Here is a 14,545-nt window from a genome sequence, read left to right as displayed (position 1 = left end):
CGGCGGCCCGCGGCTGATAGAGTATTCGGCGGTGTCACGTATCTAGACCACTTTTTAGAGAGGACCGCATGAGAGACGCATCCTATGAGTTCTTCAAGAGGCTGCTTTCGACGCCCGGGCCGAGCGGCTACGAGAGGGCTGCGGCCGAGGTCTGGCGGGAGGAGGCGCGGAAGTTCGCCGATGTTCGGGGGGACCGGATGGGGAACTCGCTCGCCACGATAGGGGCCGGCGGGGGGCCTCGGGTCATGCTCGCCGGGCACGTCGACGAGATCGGGCTGATGGTCACCCACATCGACGATAAGGGCCTGATCCGGTTCACGGGCGTGGGCGGCTGGGACCCGCAGGTCCTCGTAGGCCAGCGCGTGCGGCTTCAGACCAAGACGGGCGAGGTCGTTGGTGTGATCGGCAAGAAGGCAATCCACGTCATGGAGGCCGAGGAGCGCAAGAAGGTCTCCGAGATCAAGAGCCTCTGGATCGACATAGGCGCCAAAGACGCCGACGAGGCGAAGGAGAGGGTCCGCGTCGGCGACGCGGGAGTTCTAGACCAGGATCTCGTCGAGTTTCCGAACGGCCGCATCGCATCCCGCTCCGTGGACAACCGCATGGGCGCGTTCGTGGTGCTGGAGGCGCTTCGTCTCCTGTCGGAAGAGGGGAACGTGAACGCCGAAGTCGTGGCGGTCGCCTGCGTGCAGGAGGAGATCGGGCTCTACGGGGCGCGGGGCGCCGCGTTCGGCCTCGACCCGCACGCCGCCATCGCGGTGGACGTCACCCACGCGACCGACACCCCCGGCGTCTCCAAGAACGAGAACGGCGATCACGACCTCGGCTCCGGCCCCGTCATCGCGCGGGCCTCGAACTTGAGTCCGCTCGTCTCGGACGGTCTCATCGCCGCGGCGGAGGCAGAGGAGATCCCCTACACCCTCCAGGCCGACTCCCGCTCGACGGGCACCGACGCGGACGCCATACAGTTCCAGCGGGCGGGCATCGCGACGGGCCTGGTCTCGTGCCCGAACCGCTACATGCACTCCCCGAACGAGGTGGTCGACCTGTCCGACGTGGAGAACTGCGCCCGCGTGATCGCGGCCTACATCAAGGGCCTCGACGCGGACGCGGACTTCGTCCGCTAGACCGCCGGAACGGTTACGGAGACGAAGGGAAAAGAGGGACGCCGGAGCCCCGCGCTCGTCGAGGCGTCCCTGCTCCTCACGGTCTTCTTCTTCGCGACGAACTTCACGGCCGTGAAGCTCGTCGTGGCGGATGTGCCGCCCGTCCTCTTCGCCGCCGCCCGCTTTACACTTGCCGGGCTCATATTGTTCGCTATCTCCCGCTTTGCCGAACCCGGGAACCGGCTGCGGCGCAAAGACGTACTCCCCATCCTTGGCCTCGGCGTCGTCGGCATAACGCTCACCCAGACCGTCTTCACCATAGGCGTCAGCCTGACGACCGCGGCCAACACGGCCCTCGTCTACTCGACGAGCCCCGTGTGGGGGATGCTCCTCGGCTTCGCCCTGGGCATCGAGCGACCGCGGCTCGCCGGCGTCCTCGGCATCGGCCTCTCGCTCGTCGGGGTAGGCTTCATAGTCTACGGCGGCCTGGAGTTTGCGGGCACGAGCCTCGCCGGCGACGCGCTGATACTCGCGGCCGCCGTCTTCTGGGGTTCATACACGGTCCTCTCCATAGGACTCCTGGAGCGCTACCCCCCGATCACGCTCGCAGCCTACGCCATGATCCTCGGCGGCCTCATCGCCTTCCCGCTATCCCTCTTCGACCCCCGGCCCCTCGACCTCGCCGCCGTGGACTCGACGACCCTGGCCGCCGCCGCGTACTCCATGCTCTTCTCCTCGGCCTTCGGCTTCGCCGCCTGGGGCTGGGGCGTCTCCCGCGTCGGGGCCAACCGCGTCCTCATCTACCAGTACCTCATCACCCTCGTCGGGGTCAGCACCGGCATAGTAGTCCTCGGCGAGAGCTTCGGCCCCCAGCAACTGATAGGCGCCGCCGTCATTGTCGCCGGCGTGTACCTGGCGAAAAGATAGGCTACAGGTATCAGCGAGTACCTGGTTGTCGGTACTCTTCGCGTAGGCGCCACCACGCGAACGACCCCACGTGGTCGCAACGGGGTGCCGTGGACCCCAGAAAACCTAAAGTCTGATGCCTGAAACCTACAACCCTACTTCCTCTGCCTCTTCGAGCAACTCCCCCCAATCGGCGTATAAGCCGTCGAGGACACCTTTCAGCTGGCGGTGCTCGGTTACTACTTCGCGGGAGCGTTTGCCGTCAGAGTAGAGTTCTGAGGTTGCGAGTTCTTTTTCGAGGCGTGAGAGGCGGCGCTCGGTGGCGTCTATTTCGCCTTCCACGGCGACCAGGCGGCTGGCCAGGATGCTCTCTTCTTTGCTCTGGCCGGGGCGGACGCGGCGGCGGGGGCGGCGTTTGCCGTTTTTGTTGGTTCCCTCGTCGAGGCGGCGGTGGGCGCGGTAGTAGTCGTAGCCGCCGAGGTAGTTGGTCAGCTTCTTGTCTTCTAGCTCGACGACGCGGGTGGCTAGTTTGCGGAGAAAGTAGCGGTCGTGGGAGATAAAGAACATGGTTCCGCGGTATTCGAGGAGGGCCTCTTCGAGGGCCTCGCGGGCCGGGATGTCGAGGTTGTTCGTCGGCTCGTCGAGCAGGAGGAGGTTGGCGCCGCTCACTACTATCTCGGCGAGGCTAAGACGGTTCCGCTCGCCGCCCGAGAGGGCCGAGACCTTCTTGAAGACGTCGCCCCCAGAGAACAGGAAGGCGCCGAGGAGGTCGCGGGCGTCGGGGGCGTCGAGGCCCGTCGCGGCCATCGCCTCCTGCAGGACGGTCTTGCGGTCGTCGAGGCGGGCCAGTTGCTGGTCCTGGTAGGCGGGGGAGACGTTGTTGCCGAGCCTTACGAGGCCGCCCTCGGGGCGAAGCTCGCCCGTGGCGAGGCGCATTATGGTGCTCTTTCCGGTGCCGTTCGGGCCGAGCAGCGCGACGCGCTCTCCGCGCTCCACGATCAGGTCGAGGTCGTCGAGCAGGGGTTTGTCCGAGTCGTCGTGGGCGTAGCGGACGCCCTCCATCTCCATCACGACGCGGCCGGCGCGGCGGGTCTCGCCGCCGAGGTCCATCTTGACGTTCTTGGCCCGGCTCTTCGGGTCCTCTATCTTCTCCATGCGGTCCAGCAGCTTCTGCTTGCTGCGGGCCTGGGCGGCCTTGGTGGCCTTGGCGCGGTTCTTCTCGACGAAGCGCTCCAGTTGGGCGCGGCGGTCCGCGTTTGCTTTCGCCCGGCGGGAGAGCTGCTCGGCGCGGGCCTTCTTCTCCTCGACGTAGCGGCTGTAGTTGCCGGTGTAGCGGTTTATGGCGCCGTCTTCGAGTTCCAGGATAGAGCCCGAGACGGCGTCCAGGAAGTAGCGGTCGTGGGAGACCACGAGGACAGCGCTCCTGGCGTTCTTTACGAAGCCTTCCAGCCACTCTATAGCCTGGAGGTCGAGGTGGTTCGTCGGCTCGTCTAGCAGGATCAGGTCCGGCTCTTCCAGCAGCAGCCGCGCGAGCGCCACCCGGCTCTGCTCGCCGCCGGAGAAAGACCCCACCGGGCGCTTCCAATCCTCCGGCGCGAACCCGAGGGAGGACAGCGTCGAGGCCGCCTTCGCCCGGTACTCGTAGCCGCCGTCCCGCTCGAACTCGCTCTGCAGCCGCCCGTAACGCTCCATCAGGGCGTCGGAGGGATTTTCGGAGAGCTGGGCGCCGAGGTCCTCCAGCTCCTCCTCGCGGCGCATGATCGGCTCGAAGGCTGAGATGATCTCTTCCTCTATCGAACGCCCGCCGCGCTCGCCCGCGTAGAGCTTCTGGGCGGTCATCCCGACCTTCGCCTCGCCCGGGTACTCGACGGAGCCCTCATCGGGGCGGGAGTTTCCGGCGAGTATCTCCAGTAGCGTCGTCTTGCCGGCGCCGTTGCGCCCGACGAGGCCCACCTTCTCCCCGGCCTCTATGGACAGGGTCGCGCCGGAGAGGACCTTCACGTCCCCGCCGTGGTACTTAACGAGATTGCTTGCGACAATTACCTTCATGACGGAGGGATTATACCGGCAAGATCCATTAACCCCCGAAGAGCGGGAGGAGTTCGAGGACGACCTCGTCTCCTTCTCCGACCGCGGGCTCGACGGGCTCGGCGACGTCAGCGGCCTCGAAGTCCTCTACGCCGGCGGCTCCTCGCTGCTCTGGGTCGAGGGCCTCAGCCAGCGCGTCGGGGAACACGGCTCCGTCACAGCCCTGGACGCGGACGAGGAACGCGTGGAAGCGACGAGGGAGAACCTCGCGGACGCCGACCTGCCGGCCCCGGTTCGGCTCGTCGCCGGAGACGTCTTCCGGCCGCCGTTCGGCCCCGGCTCCTTCGACCTCGTCTACTCGGCCGGCCTCTTCCACGAACTCGACGTGTCGGAGAGGACCGCCGAGGAGGCGCTGCTTGCGCTCGCGTCCGTCGTGAGGCCGGGGGGCAGGGTCGCGACGGAGGACTTCGTGGACACCGTCCCCGCCGCGCAGCTCGAAGACGAGAAGCTCGACGCCGACCTGGCCCTCGCGTCTTCCGGCGAGAGCCTCATTGGCATAGGGGCGCCGGGGCGGATCGTCGCCCTGCACGAAGGGGTCCTCTCCGACGTCTGGTGGCGGGTCTCCCGGCCGTTCCGGATCCGGCACCTGGACAAGGTGGTCCTCGCGGAACCCGAGCCGGCCGATCTACCCGGATTGCCCCCCGAGGTCGCGCAAGGCTGGAGGAGGCGCCGCGAAGCGCTGCGGGAACGCGTGGGGCGCGAGGGGTACACGCGGCCCGCGACCGTGTACGTCGAGGGGACGGTCGCGGGTGGCCGAAGATAAGTCGTCCAAAAGGGTGATGCGTGGGGGGCGGCGGGGCGGCATCATTCGCCGGATGGACGTGCCGCGGACACCTGAGGGGAGGCATTCTTGACCCTGGTCGGGGTTCGGTCCGTGGACAAGTTCTACGGCGGGCGGGCCGTGTTGCGCGGCCTCGAGATTTCCGTCCCGGAGGGGGCCAGGATCGGGCTCGTCGGCGGCAACGGCGCCGGCAAATCCACGCTGCTGCGCCTCCTCGCGGGCCTGGAGGAGCCCGACGGGGGAGAGGTCGTCCGCCGCAGGGGCTTGCGCGCCGCCTTCCTCCCCCAGCGCGTCGCGGCGGAGGACCGGACGCCGCTCGAAGTCATCCGGGCCGCCCGGCCGGAGCTCGCGCGGGTGAGGGAGGAACTGAAAGCCTGCGAGGAACGCCTCGGGGCGCCGGAGGTAACCGCCGACATGCGCAAGATGGAGCGGGTACTTGAGCGCCACGGCCGCCTGCTGGAGCGCTTCACGGAGCTCGGCGGCAACGGGTTCGACGGCGAGGCCCGCGGCTATCTGGCGGACCTCGGCTTCGTCAGGGAAGACGCGGACAGGCCGATGCGCGAGTTGAGCGGGGGGCAGCGCAAGCTCGCCGTGCTTGCCGCCTGCCTCGCGAAGCGGCCGGACGTGCTGCTCCTCGACGAGCCCGAGGCCCACCTCGACGCGGGACGCAGGGAGCGGCTCGAGGCTATCGTCCGGTCGTTCCCCGGCGCGGTCGTCGTCGTCTCCCACGACCGTTACCTGCTCGACGAGACGGCGAACGGGATAGCCGAGCTGGAGAACGGGAAGACGAGGCTCTGGCCCGGCAACTACTCGGCCTACGCCCTGGCCCGGGAGCTGGAGCAGAAGCGCCAGCAGCAGCTCTACGTCACCCAGCAGAAAGAGATAGCCCGCCTGGAGGCGGCCATCCAGCGTTTCAAGCAGTGGGCGCACAACACCGAAGACGAGCGTCACGCGAGGCAGGCGCGGGTCAAGCAGAGGCAGATCGAGAGCATGGACAAGGTCGAGAAGCCGGTGCTGGAGCGGCGCAGGATCGGCCTCAGCTTCCGCGAGGGCGTCCGCGGCGGCCAGAAGGTCGTCGAGCTTCGGGACGTGGCGGTGGCCTTCGGGGACGAACCCGTCCTGATCGGGACCGATTTGACCGTCTCGCGCGGCGAGCGCGTCGGCGTCGTCGGCCCGAACGGCGCCGGAAAAAGCGTGCTGGCGAAGGTCCTGGCAGGACGACTGGCGCCGACCGAGGGGGCGCGTTGGATCGGCCCCTCCATAACCCCGGGCTACCTCGCCCAGGACCACGCCCCGGCCCCGGGCGCCACCCCCTTGAGCCTGGTGCGCGACACCAAACCCATCTACGAGGGCGACGCGGTGAGCCTCCTCGGCCGTTTCCTCTTCCGCTACGAGCAGGCCCGCTCCCCCGTCGACTCCCTCAGCGGCGGCGAGCGAACCCGCCTCGAGTTCCTCCTCCTGATGCTCCGCGAGCCGAACTTCCTGATCCTCGACAAGCCGACCAACCACCTCGACATAGCCTCCCTGGAAGTCCTCGAATCCGAGCTCGAACGCTTCCCAGGCACCGTGGTCTTCGTCTCCCACGACCGCTACTTTCTCGACCGCATCTCGGACACGACCCTGGAGGTCCGGGACGGCGAAGTCTCCCGCCACGGGGGGGGGTACAGCGACTGGAGAAGGTCCAGGGATCGGCTGGGACAGGCCGTTCCGTAGCCCGGGGCCGGGCGCGTCCCGGTCGTTCTGTGGGCCGTATTGGAGAGTGCAATGCAGTCATGCGCGGGTTCGTGCTTGCAGGTTGGATCTGTCTAGCGGCGCTCGTCGCCATCTCGTCCGGCGGCTGCGGTTTCCCGAGGGACCCGATGGGCACGCTGGAGCGGGTGCGGGGCGGGCAGATGCGCGTGGGCGTCGTCGCCAACGAGCCGTGGACCAGGGCAAACGGTGAGCCTTCCGGGGTGGAGGTGGAGTTGATCGAGGACTTCGCCGGGGAACTGCGGGCCGAGACCGTCCACGTGCGGGGCACCACGCCCGAGCTCTTGCAGGCGGCGAGGCAGGGTGAGGTGGACGTCGTGGTCGGCGGCTTCACCGACGAGTCTCCGGGCATCCGGGAGCAGAAGGAGGCCGGGATCACACGCCCGTACCTCGTCACGCGGCCCGTCGTCGGGGTACCTCCGGGGGAAGAGGAACCGGAAGACCTCGCCGGCCTCGAGGTTGCCGTCGGGGAGGTGGACGCGAACGCCGCGCACCTCAAGGAGCAGGGGGCTGTCCCCGTGCGGGTAGACGATCCTTCCGAGGCGGGCCTGCCCGTCGCGGCCTACGGGTGGCAGCTTGAGGCTTGGGGTTTCGAGCCGACCGGCCTGGATCTGCCGGAGGAGAGGCACGTGGTGGCGGTCCCGCTGGGCGAGAACGGCTGGCTGCTCAGGCTGGAGCGCTTTCTCCAGGCTCACCGCGGGGACGCGGAGAGGCTGTTACGGCAGGGAGCGTCCGGGTGAGGGCGGCGAGGGACCGCGAGCTACCGCCGGAGCGTCGGGAGACGCTTCGCAGGGCCCGCAGGCTCGAGTGGCTCACCATCGCGTACCTCGTCTCGGCGGTTGGGCTTCTCGCGCTCGTGCTCGGCTCCTCCCAGGCCATGAAGACCGCCTGGTTCGAGGATTTGCTCAGCCTCATCCCCCCGATAGCCTTCCTCGTCTCCGCGCGCTACAACTCGCGGGCCCCGACCGGGCGTTTCCCCTACGGTTTTCACCGCTTGGTCTCCATCGGCCACCTCTGCGCCGCCCTCGCGCTGTTCGCCATGGGGGGCTACCTTCTCGTCGAGTCCGTGGTAAAGCTCATCGCCGCCGAGCACCCGACCATAGGCGCCGTGACCCTCTTCGGCCAGACCTTCTGGCTCGGTTGGCTGATGCTGCCCGCCCTGCTCTGGAGCGGCCTGCCGGCGGTCTTTCTCGGGCGCGCCAAGATGCCGCTGGCCCAGGACCTTCACAACAAGGTCCTCTACGCCGACGCGGATATGAACAAGGCCGACTGGCTAACCGCGGCGGCGGCGATGGTGGGCGTCGTTGGGATCGGGTTCGGCATCTGGTGGGCCGATGCGGCCGCGGCCGCCCTTATCTCCCTGGACATCACCAAGGACGGCCTCTCGAACCTCCGCCACGCCGTCAACGACCTTATGGACCAGACGCCGACCACCGTGGCCCACGACGACACCGACCCCCTGCGCGACAAGGTCGCCGCGAAACTGAACGAGCTCCCCTGGGTCGCAGGCGCCGAGGTGCGCATGCGCGAAGAGGGCCAGGTCTACTTCGGCGAGGCCTTCGTCGTCCCCTCGGACCCCTCCAACCTCACGGAGAAGATAGAGGAAGCCCTCGAGGAAGTCCTGGACCTCGACTGGCGGGTGCACGACCTCGCGATCATGCCGGTCAGGGAGCTGCCGAAGCAGGCACAAGACCCTCGCTAAAGCGGATCGTGGAGGCATCGCCTCCACGATCCGCGCGATCAGCTGTCAGCCCGCTCCGGCTTCGCCTCCGCTCTCGGCTATCAGCTTTTTGTTCTTGCTGAGAGCTGAAAGCTGACAGCCTTGCAAAGAGGCCCAACCTCCTTGCAGACCGCTTTAGGAGGGAGTCGGGCTTCTGAGACACGAAACATTCGAGGTCTACCGCCGGCCAACGGTGCCGTCCTCCAGGGCGGCCAGACCCGACCACCGGTCGTTGCCTCGCGCAGATGACCCCCGAGTTCAGCAGACGCGTGGTTCCCAATCTCCAACCCCCACGTTCGTCCAACCAGGCTGAAACCTGATGCCCGAGGCCTGATACCTACCTTTCCAGCAGAACGGTCACCGGCCCGTCGTTCACGAGCGCCACGTCCATCATCGCCGCGAAGCGTCCGGTCTTCACGGACTTGACGCCTGACTCGCGCAGCTTCTCGCAGAAATGGTCGAAGAGGGGCTGTGCGGCTTCCGGCGGCGCGGCTTCGACGAAGCTCGGGCGGCGGCCTTTTCTCGCGTCGCCGAGGAGGGTGAACTGGGAGACGGCGAGGACTTCGCCTTCGGCTTCGATCACGCCGCGGTTCATCTTGCCTTCGTCGTCGGCCATTACGCGCAGGCCCGAGACCTTCTTCGCGAGCCAGTTCGCCTCGTCCTCGGCGTCCCCGTTGGCGACGCCGACGAGGAGGAGCAGGCCCGGGCCTATACTCGAGACCTCTTCGCCCCCGACCGTGACGGAGGCGCGTTTGACCCTCTGCAGCACGATCTTCACGGGCTCTAGAGTGGCTGGCGGCCCGGGTAGCCGGCCTCGATCTCGTGCCAGAACCCGACGCTCTCTTCGGGCGGGTGCCAGCAGAGGAAGACCACCCGCCCTTCCCGCTCGTGCGGAAAGTCCAGCAGCCCGGTATCGAGATCCTTCAGCAAGACGCCTTCCTCCCTGATGGCCTCTATCGCCAGGTAGAGCCGGTACGCCTCCACGCCGTACTCGGCGCCGACCTTGCCGCCCCCGTTCGAGCCGGCCGCGCGCAGGATGGGTTCCATGTGCGGCGCCTTCTCGCGCATGGCGTCCCGGTGGACGGAGACGTCTTCAAGCAGTTCCATGAGCTTCGGGATGAGGTCGTTGGCCTCTTCTACGGTGAAGAGTTTCGGGAAGGCGGGTTGCACGCCCCCGGGCTCCCTAGCGGCCGACGGCGAGGCGGTCGGCGAGCATATCAGGGAGGCCTGCGGCCCGGATCCTGGTCTGCGCCTGCGCTATATCGTACTCGACGAAGCGGTAGACGATCCTGCCCTCGTCGGCGAGCACGTACGAGGCGAACGTATCCCCGTCCCGCGGCTGCCCCACCGAGCCCGGGTTGACCAGATAGGGCCCGCCAGAGCGGAGGTCGAGCGTGTGCCCCCCGTTCATCGCCCCGTTCGGCGAGGGCGCCACGGCCTTCACGTGCGTGTGGCCGTAGAAGCAGACGGGCACGTTCGGGTACTCCCGGGCGAGCACCTCCAGGTTCTCCTCGGCCGAGATGCTGTTGATGATGTACTCGTCAGGGTCCCTGACCGAGCCGTGTACGAAGAGTGCCCCGCGCGTCTGCATCATGCGCGGGCGGGAGCGCAAAAACTCGGCGTTCTCCTCGCTGAGTCGCTCGCGCGTCCACAACACGGCGGCCGCGGCCACGGGGTTGAACCAGTTCAGGTCGGTCGAGAGGTCCGTCACGGCGAGGTCGTGGTTGCCCGTGATCGTCGGCATCCCGAGCTTCCTGACCGCGTCGCAGCACTCGTTGGGGCTCGCCCCGTAACCTATGACGTCCCCCAGGCAGTAGACCGTCTCGATGTCGCCGGGCATATCCCGGAGGACGGCCTCCAGCGCCTCGTAGTTCCCGTGGATGTCAGAGATCACCGCGTACATATAGGGTGCGGCGTAGTTTATACATCGCACGCACGATTGCAAACGTCCCGAAACCCCGATTGAAGCGGCAGGTCCTGTGGGGTAGTATCCGTTGGCGGTTCTCATTACGCGGGCCCGTAGCTCAGGGGATAGAGCAACGGTTTCCGGGGCCGTGTGTCGCAGGTTCGAATCCTGCCGGGCCCGCCGCTTCTACTCAGAGCCCCCGATACACCTCCCTGCGGTGCCCGATCTTCACGACGACTACGAGCAGCACGTCGTCTTCGACGGTGTAGACGATTCTGTAATCCCCGGAACGGACGCGCCAGAGGTCGTCGTATCCTTCGACCTTCTCCACTCCAAACGGTCTTGGGTTCTCGGCCAGGGCGCTGATACGCTCGCCGATGCCCTTCATCAACTTGGGCTGGATGCGCTTCCTGAGCTTCCGTAGCTCCCTTCCCGCTGAAGTGGAGAGCTCTACCCGGTAAGCCAAGCCCTAGAGGCCGAGATCCTTCTTTACGTCCTCCCAGGACTCGCGACCCTCGTCGGGATCGGCAAGAATCCACCGGGCGGCCTCGGCGTCTATGGCGTCCTCCATCTGACGCTCCAGCATCTCGAAACGGCGCAGATCCTCGATGGGGATCATGGCAACCTCGTCGTCGTGGTGCCGCGTGACGACCAAACGCTCGTTGTTACGCACCACCCGGTTGAGGGTACCCCTGAAGTCCTTCCTCGCCTCGCTTGCCGTAATTCGCTCGGCCATCGCCATCGTCTCCTTCATCGCCGCAGTGATAATTGTCATCAGGATTGATTCGCTGTCGTTCTCGATCCCGATGCCGGTCTTCGGCATATTTTGACACTTTTGTACAAAACATGCAAACTTCGGTAATGACGATCTTGCCACTGGCAGCCTCGTCGGTCATCATCTCAGCGCTGGAGACCTTCCCGGTGTGCGACCCCTGCTATGCACTCCTCGCCCAGCGGGTCTGGATCGTCCCCGGCCCCGTCACGGTCCGCTGCGACGAGTGCGACGGGTTTATGAACCCGCGCGAGCTTGCCGTGCGCCGGGCGCTGGTGAAGGAGGTGTACCGGGGAACCTGCCGTGCCTGCGTCGGCGTGTGAGAATGGGCCGCACGATACGGCCCATCTTCCGTATGCGCGATGAGGTCATCCGCGCCGAATTCTGGGAGGCATAGGGCGTCAGACAAGAGCAAGGGGGATCCTAGAGTCCGTCCTTGAAATGTTTGTTTGCCTGTCGCCATTCCCAGTCAGTCCAGTTTCCTAGCTGGTCAATACCTTCTTGGACGGTACAGCCTGCGCCCTCTTCTATCATCAGCACTTCAGGTGCATCCATCCCGTAGGGAGAGTCAGCCTCAGTTCTGTACCCTCGTATGACTTCACCCCACGCATCTCCGCCGTACATGTCCTTGTACTTGGCGTCGATACAGTCTTTGAGTCCACCTTTCAGGATGTGCTCATCAAGGTAGTCACCTTCCGATGAGTCATCTTCCGATGCGCCCAACTGGTGGTACTCGACGGCAGTTACTAGATGCTCTGTAGGGTCTGGTTCCGGCTGTCTGTTCGCCTCGGGCTTCTCGGCCGGTTCCTTCGGTGGTGGGGGCTGCGCCTTCTCCGGCTGCGTCTTCTCGGGCTGCGGCGGTGATGGCTCCGCCGCCCGCTTCTCGGCCGTCTCCGCCCGGCCGCCCTGCCAGTTCTGAGGGCCGTAGATTGCCCCGGCGATGCTGGAGAACAAGATCACCATAGCCAGCGACCCGACGGCGGCTACGGCCGACTTCTTGACCGGCCTCCGGCGAAACAACTGGACGATCATGACGACCACGCCAGCGAAGAACGCCAGCATGGCCATACTGGCCAACACGCGGCTGGCGACGAGTACAACGATGAAGGCGAGCACGATGATGCCGGCCTTCTGTCCCCTGCCGCGTGCCACGAACCAATCCTGCGCCCTGCCCAAGAACTGCGGCACCTATCTCCCCCTATTCACCGAACTGCGTAGAGTATGCTTTCTGGGAGGTTCGGATGCACGGCGCGATGATCAGAACGTGTAGGAAATGCGCAGGTTAACTACTCAGGGGATTGCCCGTGCTCGAACCGAGCCGATCTTGCCGCGCTGTAAGCTTCCCGTAGTTTCGGTGACTTGTGCCCCGACGCGAAGAACCCGGAGTTCAGCAAGCCCTTGGTCGCTTCAGTTCTCCCCGCATCGCTCACGCCCCGGTACTCCGTGAGATGAGTCCATATGTGCCCTGCCACGCGGTCGTGGCAAGACCTGCAGTAGGGCTCGCCGAGCACCCCCACGCCAACCTTCGAGCACAATGGGCACTCCTGCCAGCACAACTTGCGTTGTCCCATGAGCAGGCCCCGAAACTCGTTTTCCTTCCTTTCAAACTCTTCCGCTCCGTAGGAATACGGAATGGGCTCGTCGAAAAAGTCGCTGCCCGAATGATGCCTAGCACCGAACCCAAAAATGTTCCCCTCCCGAGGGAACGGCCAAGGGATGTCCCCATAGATTATGAACACGCCCTGTTGCAGAAAGTCTTCGAAGGCGCTCGACCGCTCGGCTTCCGTTTCCGCCTCTCGCATCTTCGTCCTTCCCGCATCGCTAGCCATACTGCTGAGAATGAATGCCCTTTCTATCTCCTCCCTGGTCGGGTTGGGGCCTTTGATCTCGACCCAAAAGTTCAATTCCGGGAGGTAGAAGTCAGGCAAGTACCAGTACTCCTTACCATCAAGATGCTCGAAAGTTTGGGGAACGCGCCACTCCAGAAGCTCGTCTTCCGCCATGTCCCACTCGGCGGCAAAATTCTCGTAATCGAACCGGAGAGCGAACCCTTCCGGCTCGTACCACCAGTTGATCCCGAGGGCATCGAAGAACACCGCCCAACGGGCCTCCAACCTGCTTCGAAAGCGGCATCCTCGATAGTTCGTTTCAAGGGGCCTCAAACTACCTGCCGAGACTTTCTTGTATGACTCTGCTACAGCGATGCATACTCAAACAGAAGAGTAACCCATTATCGTGACGGTGAGCGAAAACTGTCGTTGTGGACGCGAGGCTCGTGCAGTAGTGTGGGCGAGACGCCCAGCGCGTTCTCCCATTCTCCCCGCGCCGGGCCTTTTGCCTACGGCCTGCTAGTTACTGTTCGACCGGAGGGTTCTTGAGCCGGTCGAAGATGTTATTGGCCTCGGCACGGGTCGTCCTCACTTCCTCGTGCAGAAGGCTTCTCGCCTCCGCGAACCTGCGCATGAGGCGGTAGGTGGACCTGAAAACCTCGTCCTTGCACCCGGCGACGTACTTTCTAAGCTCGGGATCTCCGCCGCGCTTGGCTATGGCCTCCAGCCTGCGCTCGGAGTCCTCGCGCACCAGCGACGCCAACTGGCGGGCGACCGCCTTGCGATTCTCCAAGTCGAAGTCGTCGCCCCCAGTTCCCATGCTGGCGTGGTAGGCGTCCGAGCGCGCCCGCTGATAAGTGTCTTCGGCCACCCTCTCCTCCGGGCTCACGTAGTCGTAGTCGTCTTCGGAGTAACGTTTCAGTCTCACGCGCTCAAGCTCTTCGTACGCTTCGTCGCGGCGCTTCAGCAACGGGGCGAGACGCCTCTCCAGGGCCGCGCGCCTGTCGGGAATGCCATCCACCAACTCCTCAGCAGCCTCCAGGTTGCCCGTGCAGTCCAGGAGCACCTGGGTAGCCTCGGAGTAAAGGGCGTTCAGCCTCTCGTGTTGACTCTCCACCGATCAACCTCCTCTAACACAACCTCTCAGGGCCGTTCTGAGCCTTGCTTCCGCCTGCCGGGGGCACGGTGGGTGGTAGCCCGCGCCGTTCTCGGCATGCTGAGGGGCGTTCAGCAGCCGCTGACAGCGACCACACCACCTTGCCTGCTTGCCCCCAACTCTCCCCACGGCATCACCCCCGTAGCGTCGAATCCTCCCCGATGAGCCAGCCCACGCTGACAGTGATTCTGACAGTTGCGGCAGCCAATCACCGTAAGTATCGTTCAAACTCGATGGGAAGGAAAGGGCCTATTTATCGGCGTCGAGGGGAGATGGGGGGCCGTCGGCACGGTTTCCGGGTCCGTGTTTCTTGTGCCACCGAGGGGTTCCGAGCAGTATGGTCGAGCGTGTACCTTTCAAGCCTGTAGCTCGTGGCAACCCCGCTGGTCCCCCCGGCGGTTGATTGCAGTCCCCACCTTGGGCCGATCGCAGGTCCAGCTCGTGCTTAAAACCCGCCAAGGGTTGCCCGAATCGCGTGGGTAGCGCTCCGCGATCATGGGACGGTATACTCGTCCCCGTTATCGGGGACGGA

The 14,545-nt window shown here is 65.7% G+C and carries 16 protein-coding genes and 1 tRNA gene; 8 read left to right on the top strand and 9 right to left on the bottom strand.

Going from position 1 to position 14,545, the window contains the following annotated elements; genetic code table 11:
• Positions 1-68 precede the first annotated feature (68 nt).
• Together GBA63_RS15150 and GBA63_RS15145 are read left to right on the top strand one after the other, a co-directional pair.
• Positions 69-1,127, top strand: a complete 1,059-nt coding sequence (locus GBA63_RS15150; protein ID WP_166177389.1) for a M42 family metallopeptidase — start codon at positions 69-71, stop codon at positions 1,125-1,127.
• Between the two features lie 111 nt (positions 1,128-1,238).
• Complete coding sequence (locus GBA63_RS15145) at positions 1,239-2,033, top strand: DMT family transporter (protein ID WP_266096276.1); 795 nt, start codon at positions 1,239-1,241, stop codon at positions 2,031-2,033.
• A 126-nt stretch (positions 2,034-2,159) separates the two neighbouring features.
• Here the strand turns inward: GBA63_RS15145 and GBA63_RS15140 are convergent, their stop codons facing one another.
• Positions 2,160-4,061 (bottom strand): ABC-F family ATP-binding cassette domain-containing protein, encoded by a 1,902-nt coding sequence (locus tag GBA63_RS15140; protein ID WP_166177387.1) that lies wholly within the window; start codon positions 4,059-4,061, stop codon positions 2,160-2,162.
• Between GBA63_RS15140 and GBA63_RS15135 the strand changes: the two genes are divergently transcribed.
• The 4 genes from GBA63_RS15135 (at position 4,060) to GBA63_RS15120 (ending at position 8,332) form a co-directional block, all read left to right on the top strand.
• Positions 4,060-4,863 carry a class I SAM-dependent methyltransferase gene (locus tag GBA63_RS15135; RefSeq protein ID WP_166177385.1) on the top strand — a complete coding sequence of 268 codons (804 nt, stop codon included), beginning with the start codon at positions 4,060-4,062 and terminating at the stop codon, positions 4,861-4,863. The genes GBA63_RS15140 and GBA63_RS15135 overlap by 2 nt on opposite strands.
• A gap of 87 nt (positions 4,864-4,950) precedes the next feature.
• Positions 4,951-6,594 (top strand): ribosomal protection-like ABC-F family protein, encoded by a 1,644-nt coding sequence (abc-f, locus tag GBA63_RS15130; protein WP_166177383.1) that lies wholly within the window; start codon positions 4,951-4,953, stop codon positions 6,592-6,594.
• 59 nt (positions 6,595-6,653) lie between these two features.
• A complete protein-coding gene (locus GBA63_RS15125; protein WP_166177381.1) occupies positions 6,654-7,370 on the top strand; it encodes a substrate-binding periplasmic protein in 717 nt (238 codons plus the stop codon).
• Complete coding sequence (locus tag GBA63_RS15120) at positions 7,367-8,332, top strand: cation diffusion facilitator family transporter (protein WP_166177379.1); 966 nt, start codon at positions 7,367-7,369, stop codon at positions 8,330-8,332. The genes GBA63_RS15125 and GBA63_RS15120 overlap by 4 nt, the downstream gene beginning before the upstream one ends.
• Positions 8,333-8,687: 355 nt before the next feature.
• Here GBA63_RS15120 and dtd read toward each other — a convergent pair whose 3' ends face one another.
• Genes dtd through GBA63_RS15105 form a run of 3 tightly spaced genes read right to left on the bottom strand, consistent with a single transcriptional unit; the run spans position 8,688 to position 10,244 of the window.
• Positions 8,688-9,128, bottom strand: a complete 441-nt coding sequence (gene dtd / locus GBA63_RS15115; RefSeq protein WP_166177377.1) for a D-aminoacyl-tRNA deacylase — start codon at positions 9,126-9,128, stop codon at positions 8,688-8,690.
• 5 nt (positions 9,129-9,133) lie between these two features.
• Positions 9,134-9,520: a DUF2203 domain-containing protein gene (locus tag GBA63_RS15110; RefSeq protein WP_166177375.1), complete on the bottom strand. Its 387-nt coding sequence runs from the start codon at positions 9,518-9,520 to the stop codon at positions 9,134-9,136.
• A gap of 13 nt (positions 9,521-9,533) precedes the next feature.
• On the bottom strand, positions 9,534-10,244 hold the full coding sequence (locus GBA63_RS15105; protein ID WP_166177373.1) for a metallophosphoesterase family protein: 711 nt from the start codon (positions 10,242-10,244) through the stop codon (positions 9,534-9,536).
• Between the two features lie 119 nt (positions 10,245-10,363).
• On the opposite strand from GBA63_RS15105, the gene GBA63_RS15100 reads away from it, so the two are divergent.
• Positions 10,364-10,436, top strand: a tRNA-Arg gene (locus GBA63_RS15100).
• Between the two features lie 10 nt (positions 10,437-10,446).
• Here the strand turns inward: GBA63_RS15100 and GBA63_RS15095 are convergent.
• Together GBA63_RS15095 and GBA63_RS15090 are read right to left on the bottom strand one after the other, a co-directional pair.
• Positions 10,447-10,722, bottom strand: a complete 276-nt coding sequence (locus GBA63_RS15095; protein WP_166177371.1) for a type II toxin-antitoxin system RelE family toxin — start codon at positions 10,720-10,722, stop codon at positions 10,447-10,449.
• Between the two features lie 3 nt (positions 10,723-10,725).
• Entirely contained in the window at positions 10,726-11,079 is a 354-nt protein-coding gene (locus GBA63_RS15090; RefSeq protein ID WP_166177369.1) for a type II toxin-antitoxin system Phd/YefM family antitoxin, read from the bottom strand.
• Between the two features lie 38 nt (positions 11,080-11,117).
• On the opposite strand from GBA63_RS15090, the gene GBA63_RS15085 reads away from it, so the two are divergent.
• Complete coding sequence (locus tag GBA63_RS15085) at positions 11,118-11,351, top strand: hypothetical protein (protein ID WP_166177367.1); 234 nt, start codon at positions 11,118-11,120, stop codon at positions 11,349-11,351.
• A 100-nt stretch (positions 11,352-11,451) separates the two neighbouring features.
• Here the strand turns inward: GBA63_RS15085 and GBA63_RS15080 are convergent, their stop codons facing one another.
• The 3 genes from GBA63_RS15080 to GBA63_RS15070 form a co-directional block, all read right to left on the bottom strand.
• Entirely contained in the window at positions 11,452-12,216 is a 765-nt protein-coding gene (locus GBA63_RS15080) for an O-antigen ligase family protein (protein WP_166177365.1), read from the bottom strand.
• Positions 12,217-12,314: 98 nt separating this feature from the next.
• Positions 12,315-13,124, bottom strand: a complete 810-nt coding sequence (locus GBA63_RS15075; RefSeq protein ID WP_166177363.1) for a PDDEXK family nuclease — start codon at positions 13,122-13,124, stop codon at positions 12,315-12,317.
• 256 nt (positions 13,125-13,380) lie between these two features.
• The gene (locus GBA63_RS15070) at positions 13,381-13,974 is read right to left on the bottom strand and encodes a hypothetical protein (protein ID WP_166177361.1); all 594 of its coding nucleotides are present in this window, start codon (positions 13,972-13,974) and stop codon (positions 13,381-13,383) included.
• Positions 13,975-14,545 lie beyond the last annotated feature (571 nt).

Origin of the sequence: Rubrobacter tropicus (genome assembly GCF_011492945.1) — a bacterium.
GTDB classification, from domain to species: domain Bacteria; phylum Actinomycetota; class Rubrobacteria; order Rubrobacterales; family Rubrobacteraceae; genus Rubrobacter_D; species Rubrobacter_D tropicus.
This window is presented reverse-complemented; position numbering and strand designations above follow the sequence as displayed.

Coding starts and splice junctions, on each gene's coding strand:
- GBA63_RS15150 (WP_166177389.1), top strand. CDS start 69: ATGAGAGACGCATCCTATGAGTTCTTCAAGAGGCTGCTTTCGACGCCC.
- GBA63_RS15135 (WP_166177385.1), top strand. CDS start 4,060: ATGACGGAGGGATTATACCGGCAAGATCCATTAACCCCCGAAGAGCGG.
- GBA63_RS15140 (WP_166177387.1), bottom strand. CDS start 4,061: ATGAAGGTAATTGTCGCAAGCAATCTCGTTAAGTACCACGGCGGGGAC.
- GBA63_RS15125 (WP_166177381.1), top strand. CDS start 6,654: ATGCGCGGGTTCGTGCTTGCAGGTTGGATCTGTCTAGCGGCGCTCGTC.
- GBA63_RS15090 (WP_166177369.1), bottom strand. CDS start 11,079: ATGCCGAAGACCGGCATCGGGATCGAGAACGACAGCGAATCAATCCTG.
- GBA63_RS15085 (WP_166177367.1), top strand. CDS start 11,118: ATGACGATCTTGCCACTGGCAGCCTCGTCGGTCATCATCTCAGCGCTG.